This window comes from Flavilitoribacter nigricans DSM 23189 = NBRC 102662 (assembly GCF_002646595.1).
GTDB lineage: Bacteria > Bacteroidota > Bacteroidia > Chitinophagales > Saprospiraceae > Flavilitoribacter > Flavilitoribacter nigricans.
Genome location: NZ_PDUD01000030.1, coordinates 147,880 through 163,243, shown reverse-complemented (window position 1 = coordinate 163,243; position 15,364 = coordinate 147,880). Strand labels below are relative to the sequence as shown.

The window sequence follows — 15,364 nt, the reverse complement described above, 5'->3', positions numbered from 1 at the left end:
CCCGGGATCATTACATCTTATCAGCAATATCACCAACGCATTATGACGATTAAGGAAGCGCAGCAGACCGTAGATCACTGGATCAATACCATCGGAGTGAAGTATTACCACGAGCTCACCAATACCGCTATTTTGATGGAAGAAGTAGGCGAAGTAGCCCGGCTGATGGCCCGGTTGTACGGCGAGCAATCTTTTAAAACCAAGGAAAAAGAAGCCAGTGCACGTACCGATCTGCCGGATGAAATGGCGGATGTATTGTTCGTGCTGATCTGCCTGGCCAACCAAACGGGCATTGATCTGGAGGAAGCGCTGCGAAAAAACCTGGAAAAGAAAACGGTGCGTGATAAAGACCGGCACGCTAATAATGAAAAATTACGATGAATTTTCGTCCCTTCGGGAGGTGAGAAACTTTATCTTTAATTGGAAGTACACGCACCTGTTCCGATCAGTAGGCTAACTTTCAGCATCAAACACCGGTAGACATGAAAAAATACTTTCTTCACGGCAAATTACAGGCTAAAGCCGGCAAAGGGGAACAACTGGCAGAGATCCTGCTGCAAGCCGCAGCTTTATTATCCGATGCGCCGGGCTGTCAGATCTATCTGATCGGAATGGATCCGGATGATCCGGATGCCGTTTGGGTAACCGAAGTGTGGGATACTAAAAAGGACCACGATGATTCCCTTCGGGTAGACGGTGTCAGAGCTTTGATCGGTCAGGCGATGCCGATCCTGGATGGTCCGCCGACCAAAGGCCAGGAACTCGAGATCCTGGGAGGGCAGGGGATCGGGTAATTACGACCACCAACGCCTCACAAAATTTCTTCATACTTACTTTGATCTTATTTTTCCGCTTGCTGGAGGTAAAGCGGGAACGGGCCTATCCATGGTGGAGCGCTAGAGTTTTTTAACTGCGTATTACCAGGATTAATACACAAATGATTATATTGTGTCATTATGACGCATTGTAATTAATCGGATGAAGCCAATATGAAGAAACAAGACATACAATCCTACCAATTTTTGTGCCTGGGCCTGTTCATTGTAATGTTGTACAGCTGCGGACCCAAATGGACAGAAAGTGAAAATGCTTCAGGGTTTCAGATAGTCCATAATGACGGCGGAAAAACGCTGGGCTACTCGTCGGGTTCAGGGGTAAACATCCTCACGGTAGACCGTTTTGCTTTCAAGGACCTGAATAAAAACGGTACGCTCGATCCCTACGAGGACTGGAGATTAAGCGCTGAAGAAAGGGCCGCTGATCTTGCCGGCCAAATGACGATCGAGCAGATCGCCGGATTGATGCTTTACAGCGGACACCAGCGCATACCCGGCGGTGGATTTGGCCAGGGAGGTACCTACGACGGTAAAACTTTTGAGGAAAGTGGTGCAAAAGCTTCCGATCTCACCGATCAGCAGGTCAAATTCCTAACGGATGATAATCTTCGGCACGTATTGATCACCTCGGTGGAAAGCCCGGAAGTGGCGGCGACGTGGAACAACAACGCCCAGGCTCTGGTAGAAGGGCTTGGATTGGGAATACCCGCCAATAACAGTTCCGACCCACGGCACCAGGCTGACTCCGATGAAGAATACACGCTCGGAGCCGGCGGAGATATTTCACGCTGGCCGGGACCGATCGGCCTGGCCGCCAGCTTCGAACCCGATCTGGTGCGCCGATTTGGAGAAGTCGCCTCCCGGGAATACCGGGCTTTGGGGATCGCTACGGCGCTTTCGCCGCAGGTGGACCTAGCTACTGATCCACGGTGGTACCGGTTTAGTGGCACCTTTGGCCCCAGCCCGGAACTGGGTACGGATATGGCCCGGGCCTACGTAGATGGTTTCCAGACTTCTTCGGCGGAAGGTGGCTGGGGATTCGAAAGCGTGAATGCAATGGTGAAGCACTGGCCGGGAGGCGGTACCGGTGAAGGTGGGCGTGATGCCCACTACGGTTTCGGTAAGTTTGCCGTTTTTCCGGGAGAAAATATTCAGACCCACATGAAGCCCTTTATCGAAGGTGCCTTTGCCCTGGAGGGTGGAACCGGTATGGCTTCCGCGGTGATGCCCTACTATACGATCTCTTTTGAACAGGATCCCAATGGTGAAAATGTTGGTAATGCTTTCAGCAAATATATGATCACGGACCAGTTGCGGGGCAAGTACGGTTTTGACGGAGTTATTTGTACCGATTGGGGCGTTACGCGGCCCGACGAGGGCATGGCGGTTTTCGGTAGAACCCCCTGGGGCGTAGAAAACCTGACCGAAGCGGAACGCCATTATAAGATCCTCATGGCGGGTTGCGATCAGTTTGGCGGCAACAATGAGGCCGGGCCGGTGATCGAAGCGTACCAGATGGGGGTAAAGGAACACGGTGAAGCCGAAATGCGCGCGCGTTTTGAAACTTCTGCGGTGCGACTGTTGAAAAATATCTTCCGGGTCGGATTATTTGAAAATCCCTATCTGGATGTAGAGGCCACCAAAACGCTGGTAGGCAATGCAGACTTTATGACGGAGGGTTTCGAAGCGCAATTGAAGTCGATCGTACTATTGAAGAACAAGGATGGCGTGCTGCCGGTAGCCAAGGAAAAAACGGTTTACATTCCCCAACGATATGTCCCGGCTTCTGAAAACTTTTTTGGGGCACCGATCCCCGCGTATTGGGAAAAACCGATCAAACCCGAAATTGCCGCCAAATATTTCAATACCACGGATGATCCGGCAGCCGCTGACCTGGCTATTGTCGTGATCAATAATCCGGAGAATGGCCGCACGGCCGGATACAGCGAAGAAGACGCAAAAAATGGGGAAAACGGTTTTCTTCCGATCAGCTTACAGTACGATACCTATACGGCAACCGAAGCCCGTGATCCCAGCTTGGCCGGTGATGCCCGCGAAGGGGACGTGCTGAACCGGACTTACAAAAACAAGACGGTCAAAGCCAATAATGTCTCGGATCTGGAAGCGGTGCTGGAGACCAAAAGAAAAATGGGCGATAAACCCGTATTGGTAGTCCTGCGTATGTCCAATCCGACGGTAGTGGCCGAATTTGAAAAAGAAATTGATGCACTACTGATCAACTTCGGGGTGCAGGACCAGGCTATTCTGGATATTGTTTCCGGAAAAGTTGAACCTTCCGGTTTACTGCCGCTGCAAATGCCGGCCAGCATGTCCACGGTAGAAACACAAATGGAAGATGTGCCTTTTGATATGCAACCGCATGTGGATGCGGAAGGCAATGCGTACGATTTCTCCTTTGGTCTGAACTGGAAAGGAGTGATTAGCGATACAAGAACCGACAAATACCTCAGAAAAAATATGTGATAATTGCGCATAAAACCGACTTACGGTCGGTAAACGTTTGCCGACTGGCTGGAAGCCGGCACTACGTTTTCTAAAGATTTCCGATTAAATTCATTTTTGATGGCGCCATCTGCTCGTGGGGAGTTAGATGGCGTTTTTTGTTGAGGGTGAATAAGTCCTATTTATCATCAGTAAATTTCACCAGCTGGTAGTGCCGGTGTATCGGCGGTCAGTCATCCAGTTCTTCAATTTCCTCTAGGCTGAAACTGGCTACGTGCTGATTGTGTTTCAGGAAATTGCACCAGGGGCAGTTCTTCTCCCCGCATCCATCGTAAAAATCCTGGGCCATAATGCGTTCGTAAGTTTGCTGAATATAAGCTTTGACCTGCCGCACATCCTCCGCGGTAAAGGTGATGTGTTTGGTTTGGAATTGACCTTTCGTATCGGGATCCAAATAGGCGATACTGCCTTTATCCACTTTTCGGCCGGATTTATCGTAGCTTTCAAAAAGGATTTTATAGAACACGAGCTGTCGCCAGTAATTACCGCCGTATGGATAGGTTTTGTTGGGACGGCGCAGTTTCGACGCATCCTTTGATCCCGTTTTATAATCCACGACCTGGGCGTGGGCCGAACCGTGCAACTCCAGTTTATCGATCATCCCATTGATCGGAACGCCCTGGATCTCCGTATTGCGAATGGTGAGTTCCACGCGTACGGCCTTATGCCACTCTCCGACGTGCCGGCGATAGTAGGCACTTAAATTTTGCCGGCCGGATTCGAGTCTGCGCTTATAATCTTTGGGAGAAAAGAAGGGACTTTGTTTTTCCATTTCCCAGTCGAACAGTTGCAGAAACTGGGCCTCGGAGGGAAAGCGTTTTTCCTTGCTGAGCTGCATTTGTTCGAACAGCCGTTCGAGCGCATTGTGCATAGCCAGTCCGTAGCTTGCAGCCTCGCTCTGCAGCACGGGTACCCGCAGAATATGTTGGTAGTAAAACGCCAGTGGGCAGCGCAGATAGCTGTTCATGGCTGAAACGCTCAGCGAAAAATCTTCCAGCAGCGTAGCGACGAGTTGGGGATCCTGGGCCGGCAACTGCGGCCGGGTATTGGACGTCATCTGCAGGACTTCGGCCAGCTCCAAAATTTCGGGTTCCGCCTCTTTATCTACTTTCTGGATGATCTCTTCCAGAGGTAATTCATCAATGAATCGGCTGCGCTGCAGCGGCTTGCTCTGATCTTCCAGGCTGTAGGAAATTTGCAGTTGCGTACGTGCCCGGGTGATCGCCACGTAAAACAGACGCCGGCGCGCTTCCAGTTCGTCCTCTTCACCGGAGAGCGTCAGGGTATCCGGCAGGCTAAAGCTGTAACTACTGCGCCGGCTGCCCGGTTCCCAGTGATCTTTGACGACATCGAGCAGAAAAACGTGTTCAAACTCCAGTCCTTTGGCACTATGGGCGGTCAGGAACTGGACTCCTTCCGTCACTTCCAGCGTTTTGCGGAGCGGAACCGCCAGTCGGTTGGCATCCATACTGCGCAGGATCTCCAGCAAACGGTGTAGCTGGAGCCGCGGGCGGCGAGCGGCTTCCTCCCGGACGAAATCAAAAAAAGTTTTGACCACCTGCAAATGCCAGACCTTATCCGGATGACTGAGAATAAAGCGTAGTAAGCCACTTTGATTGATGATGAGTTCCAGTAGATTTGGCAATCCGGTATTGTGGACGGCCGCGATCATCGATCTCAAAAATGCGGATAATTGCAGGACGGGTGCGCCGTCGACACCGATCTGTTGAAGCAATGCTTCATCCGCGATAGCGTCCCGCCAGTGTGGGCGGTCTTCCGGTGGAAGGTTGGCCAGCTTCCAACTCAGCTGAGCAATTGTTTGCGGATCTATGCCCAGAAAATCGATATGGAGAATGCGGAACAAGAGGTGCTCCGCCCGGTAGGGGCGCTGCGATTCCTGGGAAATATACTCGAGCAGGATGCGCAGATTTCGGATCATTGGCAGATCCAGCACGTTGATTTTGCGTCGGGTCGTGTAGGGAATATGTTTCTTTTCCAGTAGCGAAAGTAGTGCGGCGGCCTGCCGGTGGCGGGCGTAAATGACTGCGATCTCCCGGGCCGGCACTCCGTTCGCCAGGAGTTGCTCGATCTGTCCGGCAATGTCGGCTTCCTCGTGTCGCCGGTTCGGATATGCCACCACTTTGGGCGGATGGGGAAAATCAGCCGCAGCGGGATTACTGGCCGTAAGGGATTTTTCCAGACCGAGTTCCTGCAGGTTGTTGATAATCCGGCGGTCGTTGTATTGGATCAGTTCGCGCGAGCTGTCCAGTATCATCTGGGAAGAACGGTAGTTATTTTTGAGCACAACCAGATGCAGGTGTTGTTCGTAGCGATAATAGAAGTCCGTAAGATTTTTCAAACGTGCACCCTGAAACTCGTAAATGGACTGGTCATCATCCCCGACAATAAAGAGGTTGGGATTCTCCCAGTAGGCAGTCAGGTGGTTCAGGATCTCATTCTGAGCTCCATTCGTATCCTGAAATTCATCGACCAGAAAGTACAGGTACTGTTCCTGGTAGGTACGCAGTAAAGCCTCGTTCTCCTCAAAAGCCCGCAGTACCCAGAGGATCATATCGTCGTAATCATAGCGATGTGCATCCCGCATGGCTCGCTCGAAGCGAGGGTAGAGCGCGGCCGCGGCCCGGAGTTTCTCCATTTTTTCCACCGCTTCTTCGTAGCGGGCTTCCTTGAGGTCGCCTTTTTTGAAATCTCCGCGGGATACCTGGTAGATGAATTCCCGGCGCTCGGGTAATCCAGCCAGATACTGATCGATGCTTTGGTGAACCGTTTCCACGCTCCAATCTTCCGATTTCATTTTTTTAAAAAGATCGTACAGATGGTTTTCGTAGAAATAGCCATCCAGTCGCCCGCGTTTGAGTGGGTGATTATTATCCAGTTCATCCAGTATGGTGCGGATGATCTCTACCCGTTCCAGATCACTGATGGGTTCGAGATCGTGCCGCCCGAAAAATTCGAGATTTTCCTGGATGATGTTATTACAAAAGGAATGAAAAGTGAAAATGTGTACCCGGTGGGCTTCCGGGCCGATGAGGTCCAGCAGTCTCTGGCGCATGGCCTTTACCCCGGCATCCGTGAAAGTTAGGCAGAGTATGTTCTGGGCCTGGGTATCGGTCTCCAGCAGGATCCGGCCGATCCGCGCGCTGAGGATATGGGTTTTCCCCGTACCGGGGCCGGCGATCACGAGTACCGGTCCTTCCAGTTGCTCTACGGCCTGGCGTTGCTCGGGATTGAGCCTTTCCAGCTCCTTTAGAAAGGAGGCATTATACTGTTGCAGAACCGATGACCGGGAGTCGGACATGGAGTTTGATCGTTTTAAAAACAGGTCTCGGTCGGATAGCGGAATAAACTATCTCCTATTCCGTTATCCACATTTCCTGCCACTTTAAGTAATTTCCTGCCGCAGCGCATCCAGGTCTCGGATCAGCAGACGACGGCGGTCAAAGGTAAGGAGATTTTTGTTGCGAAGCTCGTTCAGGACGGTAGTAACGGTTTGCCGGGAGGTAGCGGTGATGTTGGCAATTTCCTGATGTGTGATGAATTTTCGAACGACGTACTCGTAACCGACCCGCTGGCCGCGTTTTTCGGCCATTTCCAGAATGAACTCCACGATGCGGGTGCGGGAATCTTTAAATACCAGCGATTCGAGGCGTTGTTCCATTTGCAGGACGCGCGAACCCATGATCTTCATCAGGAAAAGGTTGAGGCCTCCGTGATCCCGCATCAGATTTTTCATTTCATCTACCGTCAGCACACAGCAACTGGTTTTTTCCATCGCGTAGGCAAAATCGCGCCGTTCCGTCTGGCCGATCAGGGAAAGCTCGCCGAATACCTCACCCGGTCCCAGAATGGTCTTGGTGATCTCTTTACCGGAATCTCCGTAGTTGCCGATCTTGACCCGACCTTCCGTCAGAAAATAGACCTTATCGGCGTGCTCCTCGGGCAGGTAGATGTAATCTCCCTTTTTGAAAGTCTTGTGCGTTTGTGCTTCGTGCGCCGAGTCCATCTTTTTAGGACAGAACAGCCCGGAGATGTCAATATTTTCTAAAAACCACAGAGATTTTGGATCATTCATAGTTTGGTTGTTTTGCGGGTACGGGGCCCAAAGGCATGGAGCGGTTCATTTATACCCAGGTCACTTTCTCTTCGATCGGACTTCTCCTTCCCGGAAGATCCGGCAGTGCGTGGTAACCCATGTAGAATAAGCCCAGACAAAGTTCACCATCCGCTAGATCCAAAAATTCCCGCGCTTCGATGATGGACCGGGGCGAACTCCAGTACGAACCGATGCCGTATGCGGTGCAGGTCAGCCACATATTTTGTACGGCACAGGCTACTGCGGCCACTTCTTCCCACTCGGGCAGGCTTTCTTTCGGATCGCGCTGCATGCAGATGGCAATGACGCAATCCGAACGCAGTGGTTTATTTTGGGTCTTTTCGTATTTCTTGGCTGAAAACTGCTCGGGAGGGGTGTTTTCGCGGTACCAGTTGGCCAGGTAATCCGACAGGCTCTGCAGCGCTTTTCCCTGGTAAATCCTGAATCGCCAGGGTTCGGTAAGTTTATGGTTGGGGGCCCAGTTCGCATTTTCCAGAACCTGCTCAATGATCTTTTTTTCAATCGGTTTTTCAATATAGGATTCGGGAAAAATTGACCGGCGTTTCCGGATCAGATCATTCAAAAGTGCTGCGTCCATAAATAACTTATATTATTTTCAATATTTATTGAAAGTTTTGATTTTATAATGTATATTTGTCTAGCAAGCTACCGTATGAACCGCTGATCAATGCTGGTGACGGGTAGCTTCCCAAAGCATTTACAGTTACCGAACTGTATGACCCTGAAAGCCCGAGACTATGAAAATCATCAAAACCTTCCAGTTGCTGGATCTGCTGTTGCAGTCAGCTTTGATCGCTGCAGTTACTTTTTGTTCGTTCTTTTCCCTGATCGGACCGGATAATAACCTGATAATGGGATTATTCTTTTTACTGCTGCTGGGGGGCTGGCAGTTATTTTCAGCCCTCTTACTGGGATTTGGACTGAATGATCATTACCGGCGCATATACTTGATAACAGCTATTACCTTCAGTAGTTTATTTTTTAGCGTAGGTTACATTCTGAACCAGTTGGATTTGGGTAACAACAACGATTTTATTGAAATAGCTTTTTTTGTAGCTATCTTCATTAGCTTTGTTGCCGGGGTCATTTATATGATCTATTCCTATAAAAACTATTGTTTAGCAGGCAAGCAAGCAACACATGATATCGCGTAATGAAATGAAGGTCGATCTGACCGGGCAGATCATTTTGCTCCTCCTGGGGATCCTGCTGCTGATATTCAGTCAGAGTCCCTTCGAAAGCGCCAATTGGGGACTGGGTCTGGTATTAGCCTGGCAGGCGGCCAGTGCTGCTTTTTTCTGGCGGACCTACAAATACCGGCAGCGCGGACCGGTATTCTGGACATTACTGATCGTATTCATCCTGATCTTTTTTATCGACTTATCCCTGCTTTCCGCCATATTACTTTCCGTACCGGTACTGGCTTATCTGCTGATCACGCTGAGGGATACCTTGCGCGTTTACCGTCGGCCGCGTTCGTTTTGGGATCTGGGGCAATAAGTTTTTGTCTCTGAAAATTGGTATTTTGCTTTATCATAAAATACCTCAAACCCATGTCCCAAAAATGGACCAATGAATTACTGGACCGCAAACGCCTGATCGGCGATCCGAAAGCCGATGCACTCATTGCCGAACTGGTCACCGAACAGGGCCCCGCGGGTGCCCGGAAGATCTTCGAGCAGTTGATCACGAATGTCGAGATCCCGGTCCGCGAACTCACTCCAAAATTACAGGACTTCATCCATGCCCACCGGGAATTGCCCGCCCATGCGAATTGGGAACAGGTGCGCAAAGCCAGCGAATTATTCATCGATCACGGTCCCAAGTTTTTGCTTTTCCTCTACTATAAATCATTGCCGCAGCTGTATCTCAATGCCAAAGGAGCCGTTGTGCTGGAAAAGACCAGCCGGCTCACGCATCAGGGCAGCGATATGAAAATTTTTGCCCGCCGGGTTGCGGAAACCGGCCAGTTTCTGCTGGATGTAATGGCTCCCGGTAATCTGGCTCCGGGGGGCAAAGGATTGCAGGCTATTCAAAAAGTCAGACTTATCCACGCTTCGGTGCGTCATTTCATGCCGGCAGACCAATGGGATACCACTGAGTTGGGAGTACCGATCAATCAGGAGGATCTCGCTCAAACCCTCATGACATTCAGTATCAGCCCACTGGATACGCTGACGGATTTCAATGTACCGGAATCCGAAGAGCGGTTGAAGGCCTACCTGTTTACCTGGAATTACATCGGTGAACTATTAGGCGTAGACGTGGATCTGCTTCCCACGGATCTCGAAGACGCGCGAGATCTGCTGCGGACCATCATGAAACGGCAGGCGGCTGCTTCCGAAGCCGGCCAACTCCTGGTGAAAGCCCTCATCGAATTTACTAAAACCAATCTGCCCACTGATTTCGAACGGACTCCGGAACTACTGATGATCCATATGATCGGACGAGAGCAGGCCGCGCTGCTGGGCGTGACAACCGAAACCGGATGCCTGGGCGCCCTGATCCCCGAATTCATCAAAGCCTATTTTAACTGGGGAGAACGTCTGGAGGACAAACTCCAGGGGCCGCTCCATCTATTCATTCAGCATCTGGCGCGGCGGACCACACAGGCTATGGTCAACTATTTTGACAAGTACAAGGGCCGGAACTTTGAGATCCCCGAATCTTTACAACGGGCCTGGGCGATCCGGGAGTAGGGTTTTAAGACAATTTTAACGGAGCGGCAAAGGGGGAGCCGATCACTAAGCAGCATCTAATGAGTAAAACCACTACTCATGAAGATCAATATGTTTCTTATCGCACTTAGCCTGCTCGTATTTACCATCCCTTCCTGCCAAAGACCACTGGAAGACGATGAGCTCATTTTTTTGGGAGCCTGGAGCTCCAATAAACATTTTATCGAGATCGCTGCCAATGGTTTCGGGTTTTACCAGAGACGCAACCGCGAACTGCAGGACTGCCGGGTCAATATCACCAACCGTCGGATCATCTTCGACTGGGACGGTGGTCGCAAAAGTTTCCGGATCGACACGCCTCCTTCCATCGAGATCACTACCGGCCGGGTGTACATGACCCTGGATGGCCGGGATTTCTACCGACATTAGCGCTTATTTTGATTAAAGTGCGAATTTTTTCACACTTAACTTGCTTTTTCAATTATTATCCCTGATATTTGAAATGTGAATTTTTTCACACTTTAAATATGTTTTGATGGAAATACCCGATCCCCACCAGCTTAGCCGCAGAGAGCGGCAGATCATGGACCTGTTCTTTCAGCACGGAGAACTCTCCGCGCAGGCCGTACAGGAACAACTACCCGACGCGCCTGGATACGCCACGGTACGTTCGCTGTTGCGCATTCTGGAAGAAAAAGGGCATCTGAGTCACTCCAAGTCCGGCCGGCAGTTTATTTACCGGCCGGTTGCCGGGGTGGAAAAGGTAAAACACCAAAGATTGAACCATCTGCTGCGCACCTTTTTCGGAGGTTCCATTTCGGAAGCGGTAGCCGCTTTTATTCAGGATCCGGATAATGATCTTCGCCCCGAAGAGCTGGAAGAACTGGATAAGATCATCCGCGAAGCCAGAGATAAGTAATACTTCTGTTGTTAAGTCCGAGCTTTTATCATTTCTCAAAATCCACTGTGTCATGGAATTTGCGCTGGAAATTATTGTCAAAGCAAGTCTGATCCTATTGCTGCTGATCAGCCTGTTATTCATTTTCCGAAAGGCTTCGGCCGCCCTGCATCACTGGGTGATCAGTGTGGGGATGATCGCCCTATTGCTGCTGCCGGCATTAAATGTATTGCTGCCGGCGTGGCATCTCCGAATACTACCTCCTGCAGAAACGCCTACGCGATCGGAGGCAATACCTACACAATTATGGCTGGAGGTTGCTTCGATTAAATATACTGCGCCGGTGGAGGTACCAAATCCGGTAGCATCCTTCAATAATTATGAACCTTACCCGACACCGACAGCGGAGGCCGCTCCGCTTACCGTAGAAAAAGCCACACCCTGGACAGCCATACTGTTTGCGATCTGGCTGTTGGGAATGGCCTGGGTCATTATCAGAATGTTGGTGAGTCTCTTGCAACTGGAACATTTTCGGCGGGAGGCTACCCTACTCAGTGCAGCAGATACTCCGCTAATTGGGGCGATAGCTAAAGGATTGGGTATTAAAACCTCTTTGTCCATCTACCAACATCACTCGATCCGGAGCCCAATGACGTGGAACAATCCGGAGCCCATCATTTTATTACCGGCTGGAATAACTGCCTGGAAAACCGAAGAATTCGAAACCGTATTACTGCACGAGATGGCGCATATCCGCCGCAATGATTTTTACTTTCACCTTTTAGGTCAGCTCGTTTTGGCTGCCTATTGGTTTCATCCCCTCTTATGGTGGATAAATCGTCGCTTTCTGCTGGAAAGAGAAAAGGCCTGTGATGAGATGGTGATCCACAGCGGAGTGGATCGGGCGGACTATGCCGCAATCCTTTTGGCTGTAGCCAAAAGATTAGTCAGGACTTCCCGGGCGCGAACGACCCTGGCGGTGACCATGGCCCAGCCATCTATGGTAAAACAGCGGATAATTGCTGCTCTGGGAGTATCAGCTTCCGGGAAAAGTTTGTCCAGCCGGTGTCGCCTTGGAATTCTGCTTATTGGTTTGCTGGCATTACCCTTGCTGGCCGCGGTCAATCCCCGCGAACTTCCGGTCATAGACCACTTCCCTATTCTACAAAAAATTAGAATGCAAATACCACAAGAGTCAACCACCGCTGTTTTGGAAACGAACGCGCCGGTAGAAAATGGGGCTCACTCCCCTATCCCTGCGGAAAGCGAAACCACTACGACGCGGGAATGGGATGACTCACCAAAATCGTCTGTCGAAGGAAATACCCTGCCGGACATCAGTATAGCCAGTCTCGCTACAGTTGCTTCGTACGGGGTACGATCATCCGAAGTAAGAGCGCTTGAATTCGCTCCGGTACCGGTTTCCCGGCCCCAAGGTTTGTACGGACAATGGCAGGAAGGCAGAAGTCAGTTTACCGTCTGGGTAAAAGGGGATTTTGATCTGTACGCCGCCGACCCGTATATAGCCGCCCGTACGCCTGAGGATATGATCATTATCCAGGAGGTAAAAGGTGGTAAAACCTACAGATTGGTGATCTCAAGAGCAGCCTTTGATGGTGGACTGATCCAGACCTATCTCAATGGACAGCCCAATTCGTGGTCGGGTATACCGGCGGGAGAAAACCTGTATCTCTGGACGGTAGATGGGGAGTGGAAATTCCTGGCTAAAGGGCTGGACCGCTGGAAACAGGAAAAACTGGAGGCCGTTATGATCAGACTAAGAGATAAAAAAGATACTGCCTGGCAGTCGATCGGATCCGGTGATGACCAGTGGTCACAATTCATGGCATCCCAGGAGGCATTTATGGCCCGGCGGTTTGTACCACGGACGGAGCTGCCAAAATGGGGATCGGAGGATGATAAATTGTCATCGCCGGTTGCAGTTCCGGTTCCGGAATTGCAACTGCACGAATTGCCGGTACGAACCCCACATCAATCCTCAAATGCTACAAATGATCCGATAGAAAGGATCGGAAACGACCGCGTCTCGCGGGTCAACAGCGGCTGGAGTGGAACTCACGGTAAGGGAATGCGCTATGGAGTATTGATCAATAAACCAGCCGGCATCGATCAGCTGACCTCCTTTCAATTTCATCTGGCTCATAACCTTTGTCGCAATGCTACGCTGCAACTGTTTTTTTACGAGGTGGAGCAGGGGCGTCCCGTTTACCAATTGTCCACAGATCCGGTCTATGTAGAGACCGGCGACCGGACCGGCTGGATCAGTAAGGATCTGCGGGATCTGGATCTACATGCAGAAGGCGACGTACTGGCAGTGATTGAAGTGATCAGCTACGAAGGAAACAAGCGGGAAAAAGGCGGCCTGTTCTTTTCCCAGAGTAGCGGTGGAAAAAATCCATCGAGTGAACTGACCGGAGCTTACCGCTGGGACTTTACGTTCGTGCCGCTTGCCGCCTATTTCGAAATCAGCCCAGAATAGAATTACCGTCCGCCCGGAATCGATCCTTCTTGCGTCATTTTACTACTTTTGGCAAACAAAAGATAGTTTGGAGCATTCTTATTGAGTGATCTGAACTGAAACTGTAAAATGACGCCGGATGACACGCGAAGAAAACCTGGGGCAACTAAAAACAGAAACCTTTGATATCTGTATTATCGGAGCGGGAGCCAGTGGTGCCGGTTGTGCACTGGATGCTGCACTCCGGGGATTCAAGGTGGCGTTGATCGAGAAAAAAGATTTTTCATCCGGTACCTCTTCCCGTTCTACCAAACTGGTGCACGGCGGGGTTCGTTATCTGGAGCAGGCTTTTAAAAAGTTTGATTTTGCCCAGTTGCGGCAAGTCCGGCACGGCCTGGAAGAGCGCCATTATGTGATCCGGAACGCTCCCCACTTGGCGCGTCCGCTGGCTCTGCTCACTCCGGTAGCCACCTGGTTGTCCGGATTGTACTTTACCATCGGGTTGAAACTGTACAGTTGGATTGCGGGAAGACGGGATACCTTACCGAGCAGTGAATGGCTGAGTAAAAAGCAGGCCCTGAAGCGTATGCCCGGTCTCAACGGTAAGATCCTGCACAGTGCCGTGCTATATTACGACGGGCAATTGAATGACGCCCGTTATTGCCTGGCTCTGGTACACAGTGCCGACGAAGCAGGAGCCGCCGTACTGAATTATGCCGAAGTAACTGGATTTGATAAAGACGATTCCGGCCAATTGGAAAGCGCGCGAATCCTGGACGGGCTTTCCGGAGAAGAATACCGGATCAAGGCTAAACTGTTCATCAATTGTACCGGCCCTTATTCGGATCACATCCGACTGATGGCCAACCCGGAGCAGGAATCACGGATACGCCCCAGTAAAGGGGTACATCTGATGCTTCCCTACGACACTTTGGGCAGTGAAGCGGCCATGCTGATCCCGGAAACTAAAGACGGGCGGGTGGTTTTTGCTATTCCTTTCGAAGATAAGGTCCTCTTAGGTACTACCGATACGGATTATCGCCAGTTAGACGAAGAACCTATTCTGGAAAAGCAGGAAGTAGATTACCTGCTGGAAACGCTCAATCGTTATCTGGACCAACCCGTGAAGACATCCGATGTGAAAGCCGGGTTCGGTGGGCTTCGGCCGCTGGTTGCTGCTTCTTCCCGGGAGGATACCAAAAGCCTGCTGCGGGATCACATGGTAGAACACGATCAGGCTTCCGGCCTGCTGAGTCTGTTGGGGGGCAAGTGGACCACCTACCGTCTGATGGCAAAAGATACCATTGACAAAGCCTGCCGTATCCTGGATATAGACGCAGATTGCCGTACCAGTGACCACTATTTAGTAGGCGGCGAGGGCTATGATTTTGCAGAATGGAGGCAACTGGCCCGGCAGTACGGATTTGGCGAAGATACCGCCCGGCATCTTTTGCATAACTACGGGAGCCGTGCCCGCCAGGTAGCGGCCTACTGCGATGCTGATCCGACCTTATCGGTACGACTGCACGAAAATTATCCGTACATCAAAGCGGAAGTTGTCTATCAGGTGGAAGAAGAGATGGCCCGCACACCCCGGGATATCCTGGCGCGCCGCATCCGCTTGGAGATACTGGACTGGCGGGTGGCTCACCAGATAACTCCGGAAGTATCCGCACTGATCGGTTCGAAGATGGGCTGGAGTGAGGAGGAGGTCCGCAGCTACGCCCGGGCTTACCAGGAAGAGTTGGAAAAATGGATGAAGGCCGCGGAATTGCCGGAGCTGGTATCCGGTAGCTGATTACTCCTACCCTACAG

13 protein-coding genes are annotated in these 15,364 nt (G+C 51.0%); 10 read left to right on the top strand and 3 right to left on the bottom strand.

All coding sequences use genetic code 11. From position 1 onward, the window contains the following. The first annotated feature begins 42 nt into the window (after positions 1-42). The 3 genes from CRP01_RS25835 to CRP01_RS25825 all read left to right on the top strand — a co-directional run bounded on the left by CRP01_RS25835 (position 43) and on the right by CRP01_RS25825 (position 3,320). Positions 43-381 carry a nucleotide pyrophosphohydrolase gene (locus tag CRP01_RS25835; protein WP_099153006.1) on the top strand — a complete coding sequence of 113 codons (339 nt, stop codon included), beginning with the start codon at positions 43-45 and terminating at the stop codon, positions 379-381. A 101-nt stretch (positions 382-482) separates the two neighbouring features. Beyond that, positions 483-794, top strand: coding sequence for a putative quinol monooxygenase (locus CRP01_RS25830; protein ID WP_099153005.1), 312 nt, complete (start codon positions 483-485; stop codon positions 792-794). Positions 795-989: 195 nt separating this feature from the next. Further along, on the top strand, positions 990-3,320 hold the full coding sequence (locus tag CRP01_RS25825) for a glycoside hydrolase family 3 protein (RefSeq protein WP_099153004.1): 2,331 nt from the start codon (positions 990-992) through the stop codon (positions 3,318-3,320). Between the two features lie 208 nt (positions 3,321-3,528). Here the strand turns inward: CRP01_RS25825 and CRP01_RS25820 are convergent, their stop codons facing one another. The 3 genes from CRP01_RS25820 to CRP01_RS25810 all read right to left on the bottom strand — a co-directional run bounded on the left by CRP01_RS25820 (position 3,529) and on the right by CRP01_RS25810 (position 8,071). Next, entirely contained in the window at positions 3,529-6,678 is a 3,150-nt protein-coding gene (locus CRP01_RS25820) for an ATP-dependent helicase (protein ID WP_099153003.1), read from the bottom strand. Positions 6,679-6,762: 84 nt separating this feature from the next. Further along, positions 6,763-7,452, bottom strand: coding sequence for a Crp/Fnr family transcriptional regulator (locus CRP01_RS25815; protein WP_099153002.1), 690 nt, complete (start codon positions 7,450-7,452; stop codon positions 6,763-6,765). Positions 7,453-7,501: 49 nt separating this feature from the next. Continuing rightward, positions 7,502-8,071, bottom strand: coding sequence for a nitroreductase family protein (locus CRP01_RS25810; protein WP_099153001.1), 570 nt, complete (start codon positions 8,069-8,071; stop codon positions 7,502-7,504). A gap of 160 nt (positions 8,072-8,231) precedes the next feature. On the opposite strand from CRP01_RS25810, the gene CRP01_RS25805 reads away from it, so the two are divergent. The 7 genes from CRP01_RS25805 to CRP01_RS25775 all read left to right on the top strand — a co-directional run bounded on the left by CRP01_RS25805 (position 8,232) and on the right by CRP01_RS25775 (position 15,347). Beyond that, positions 8,232-8,648 (top strand): hypothetical protein, encoded by a 417-nt coding sequence (locus CRP01_RS25805; RefSeq protein WP_099153000.1) that lies wholly within the window; start codon positions 8,232-8,234, stop codon positions 8,646-8,648. After that, positions 8,635-8,994: a hypothetical protein gene (locus CRP01_RS25800; RefSeq protein ID WP_099152999.1), complete on the top strand. Its 360-nt coding sequence runs from the start codon at positions 8,635-8,637 to the stop codon at positions 8,992-8,994. The genes CRP01_RS25805 and CRP01_RS25800 overlap by 14 nt, the downstream gene beginning before the upstream one ends. A 53-nt stretch (positions 8,995-9,047) precedes the next feature. Next, a complete protein-coding gene (locus tag CRP01_RS25795) occupies positions 9,048-10,193 on the top strand; it encodes an oxygenase MpaB family protein (protein ID WP_099152998.1) in 1,146 nt (381 codons plus the stop codon). Positions 10,194-10,271: 78 nt separating this feature from the next. Next, positions 10,272-10,601 (top strand): hypothetical protein, encoded by a 330-nt coding sequence (locus CRP01_RS25790; protein ID WP_099152997.1) that lies wholly within the window; start codon positions 10,272-10,274, stop codon positions 10,599-10,601. A gap of 106 nt (positions 10,602-10,707) precedes the next feature. Beyond that, positions 10,708-11,091 carry a BlaI/MecI/CopY family transcriptional regulator gene (locus CRP01_RS25785; protein ID WP_099152996.1) on the top strand — a complete coding sequence of 128 codons (384 nt, stop codon included), beginning with the start codon at positions 10,708-10,710 and terminating at the stop codon, positions 11,089-11,091. A gap of 52 nt (positions 11,092-11,143) precedes the next feature. After that, positions 11,144-13,570: a M56 family metallopeptidase gene (locus CRP01_RS25780; RefSeq protein ID WP_170110540.1), complete on the top strand. Its 2,427-nt coding sequence runs from the start codon at positions 11,144-11,146 to the stop codon at positions 13,568-13,570. Positions 13,571-13,688: 118 nt separating this feature from the next. After that, the gene (locus CRP01_RS25775) at positions 13,689-15,347 is read left to right on the top strand and encodes a glycerol-3-phosphate dehydrogenase/oxidase (protein ID WP_099152994.1); all 1,659 of its coding nucleotides are present in this window, start codon (positions 13,689-13,691) and stop codon (positions 15,345-15,347) included. Positions 15,348-15,364 lie beyond the last annotated feature (17 nt).

Excerpts from the sequence above, each read along its gene's own strand:
- CRP01_RS25790 (WP_099152997.1), top strand. The coding sequence starts at position 10,272 with ATGAAGATCAATATGTTTCTTATCGCACTTAGCCTGCTCGTATTTACC.
- CRP01_RS25820 (WP_099153003.1), bottom strand. The coding sequence starts at position 6,678 with ATGTCCGACTCCCGGTCATCGGTTCTGCAACAGTATAATGCCTCCTTT.
- CRP01_RS25785 (WP_099152996.1), top strand. The coding sequence starts at position 10,708 with ATGGAAATACCCGATCCCCACCAGCTTAGCCGCAGAGAGCGGCAGATC.
- CRP01_RS25815 (WP_099153002.1), bottom strand. The coding sequence starts at position 7,452 with ATGAATGATCCAAAATCTCTGTGGTTTTTAGAAAATATTGACATCTCC.
- CRP01_RS25800 (WP_099152999.1), top strand. The coding sequence starts at position 8,635 with ATGATATCGCGTAATGAAATGAAGGTCGATCTGACCGGGCAGATCATT.
- CRP01_RS25810 (WP_099153001.1), bottom strand. The coding sequence starts at position 8,071 with ATGGACGCAGCACTTTTGAATGATCTGATCCGGAAACGCCGGTCAATT.
- CRP01_RS25825 (WP_099153004.1), top strand. The coding sequence starts at position 990 with ATGAAGAAACAAGACATACAATCCTACCAATTTTTGTGCCTGGGCCTG.
- CRP01_RS25805 (WP_099153000.1), top strand. The coding sequence starts at position 8,232 with ATGAAAATCATCAAAACCTTCCAGTTGCTGGATCTGCTGTTGCAGTCA.
- CRP01_RS25775 (WP_099152994.1), top strand. The coding sequence starts at position 13,689 with ATGACACGCGAAGAAAACCTGGGGCAACTAAAAACAGAAACCTTTGAT.
- CRP01_RS25835 (WP_099153006.1), top strand. The coding sequence starts at position 43 with ATGACGATTAAGGAAGCGCAGCAGACCGTAGATCACTGGATCAATACC.
- CRP01_RS25830 (WP_099153005.1), top strand. The coding sequence starts at position 483 with ATGAAAAAATACTTTCTTCACGGCAAATTACAGGCTAAAGCCGGCAAA.
- CRP01_RS25780 (WP_170110540.1), top strand. The coding sequence starts at position 11,144 with ATGGAATTTGCGCTGGAAATTATTGTCAAAGCAAGTCTGATCCTATTG.
- CRP01_RS25795 (WP_099152998.1), top strand. The coding sequence starts at position 9,048 with ATGTCCCAAAAATGGACCAATGAATTACTGGACCGCAAACGCCTGATC.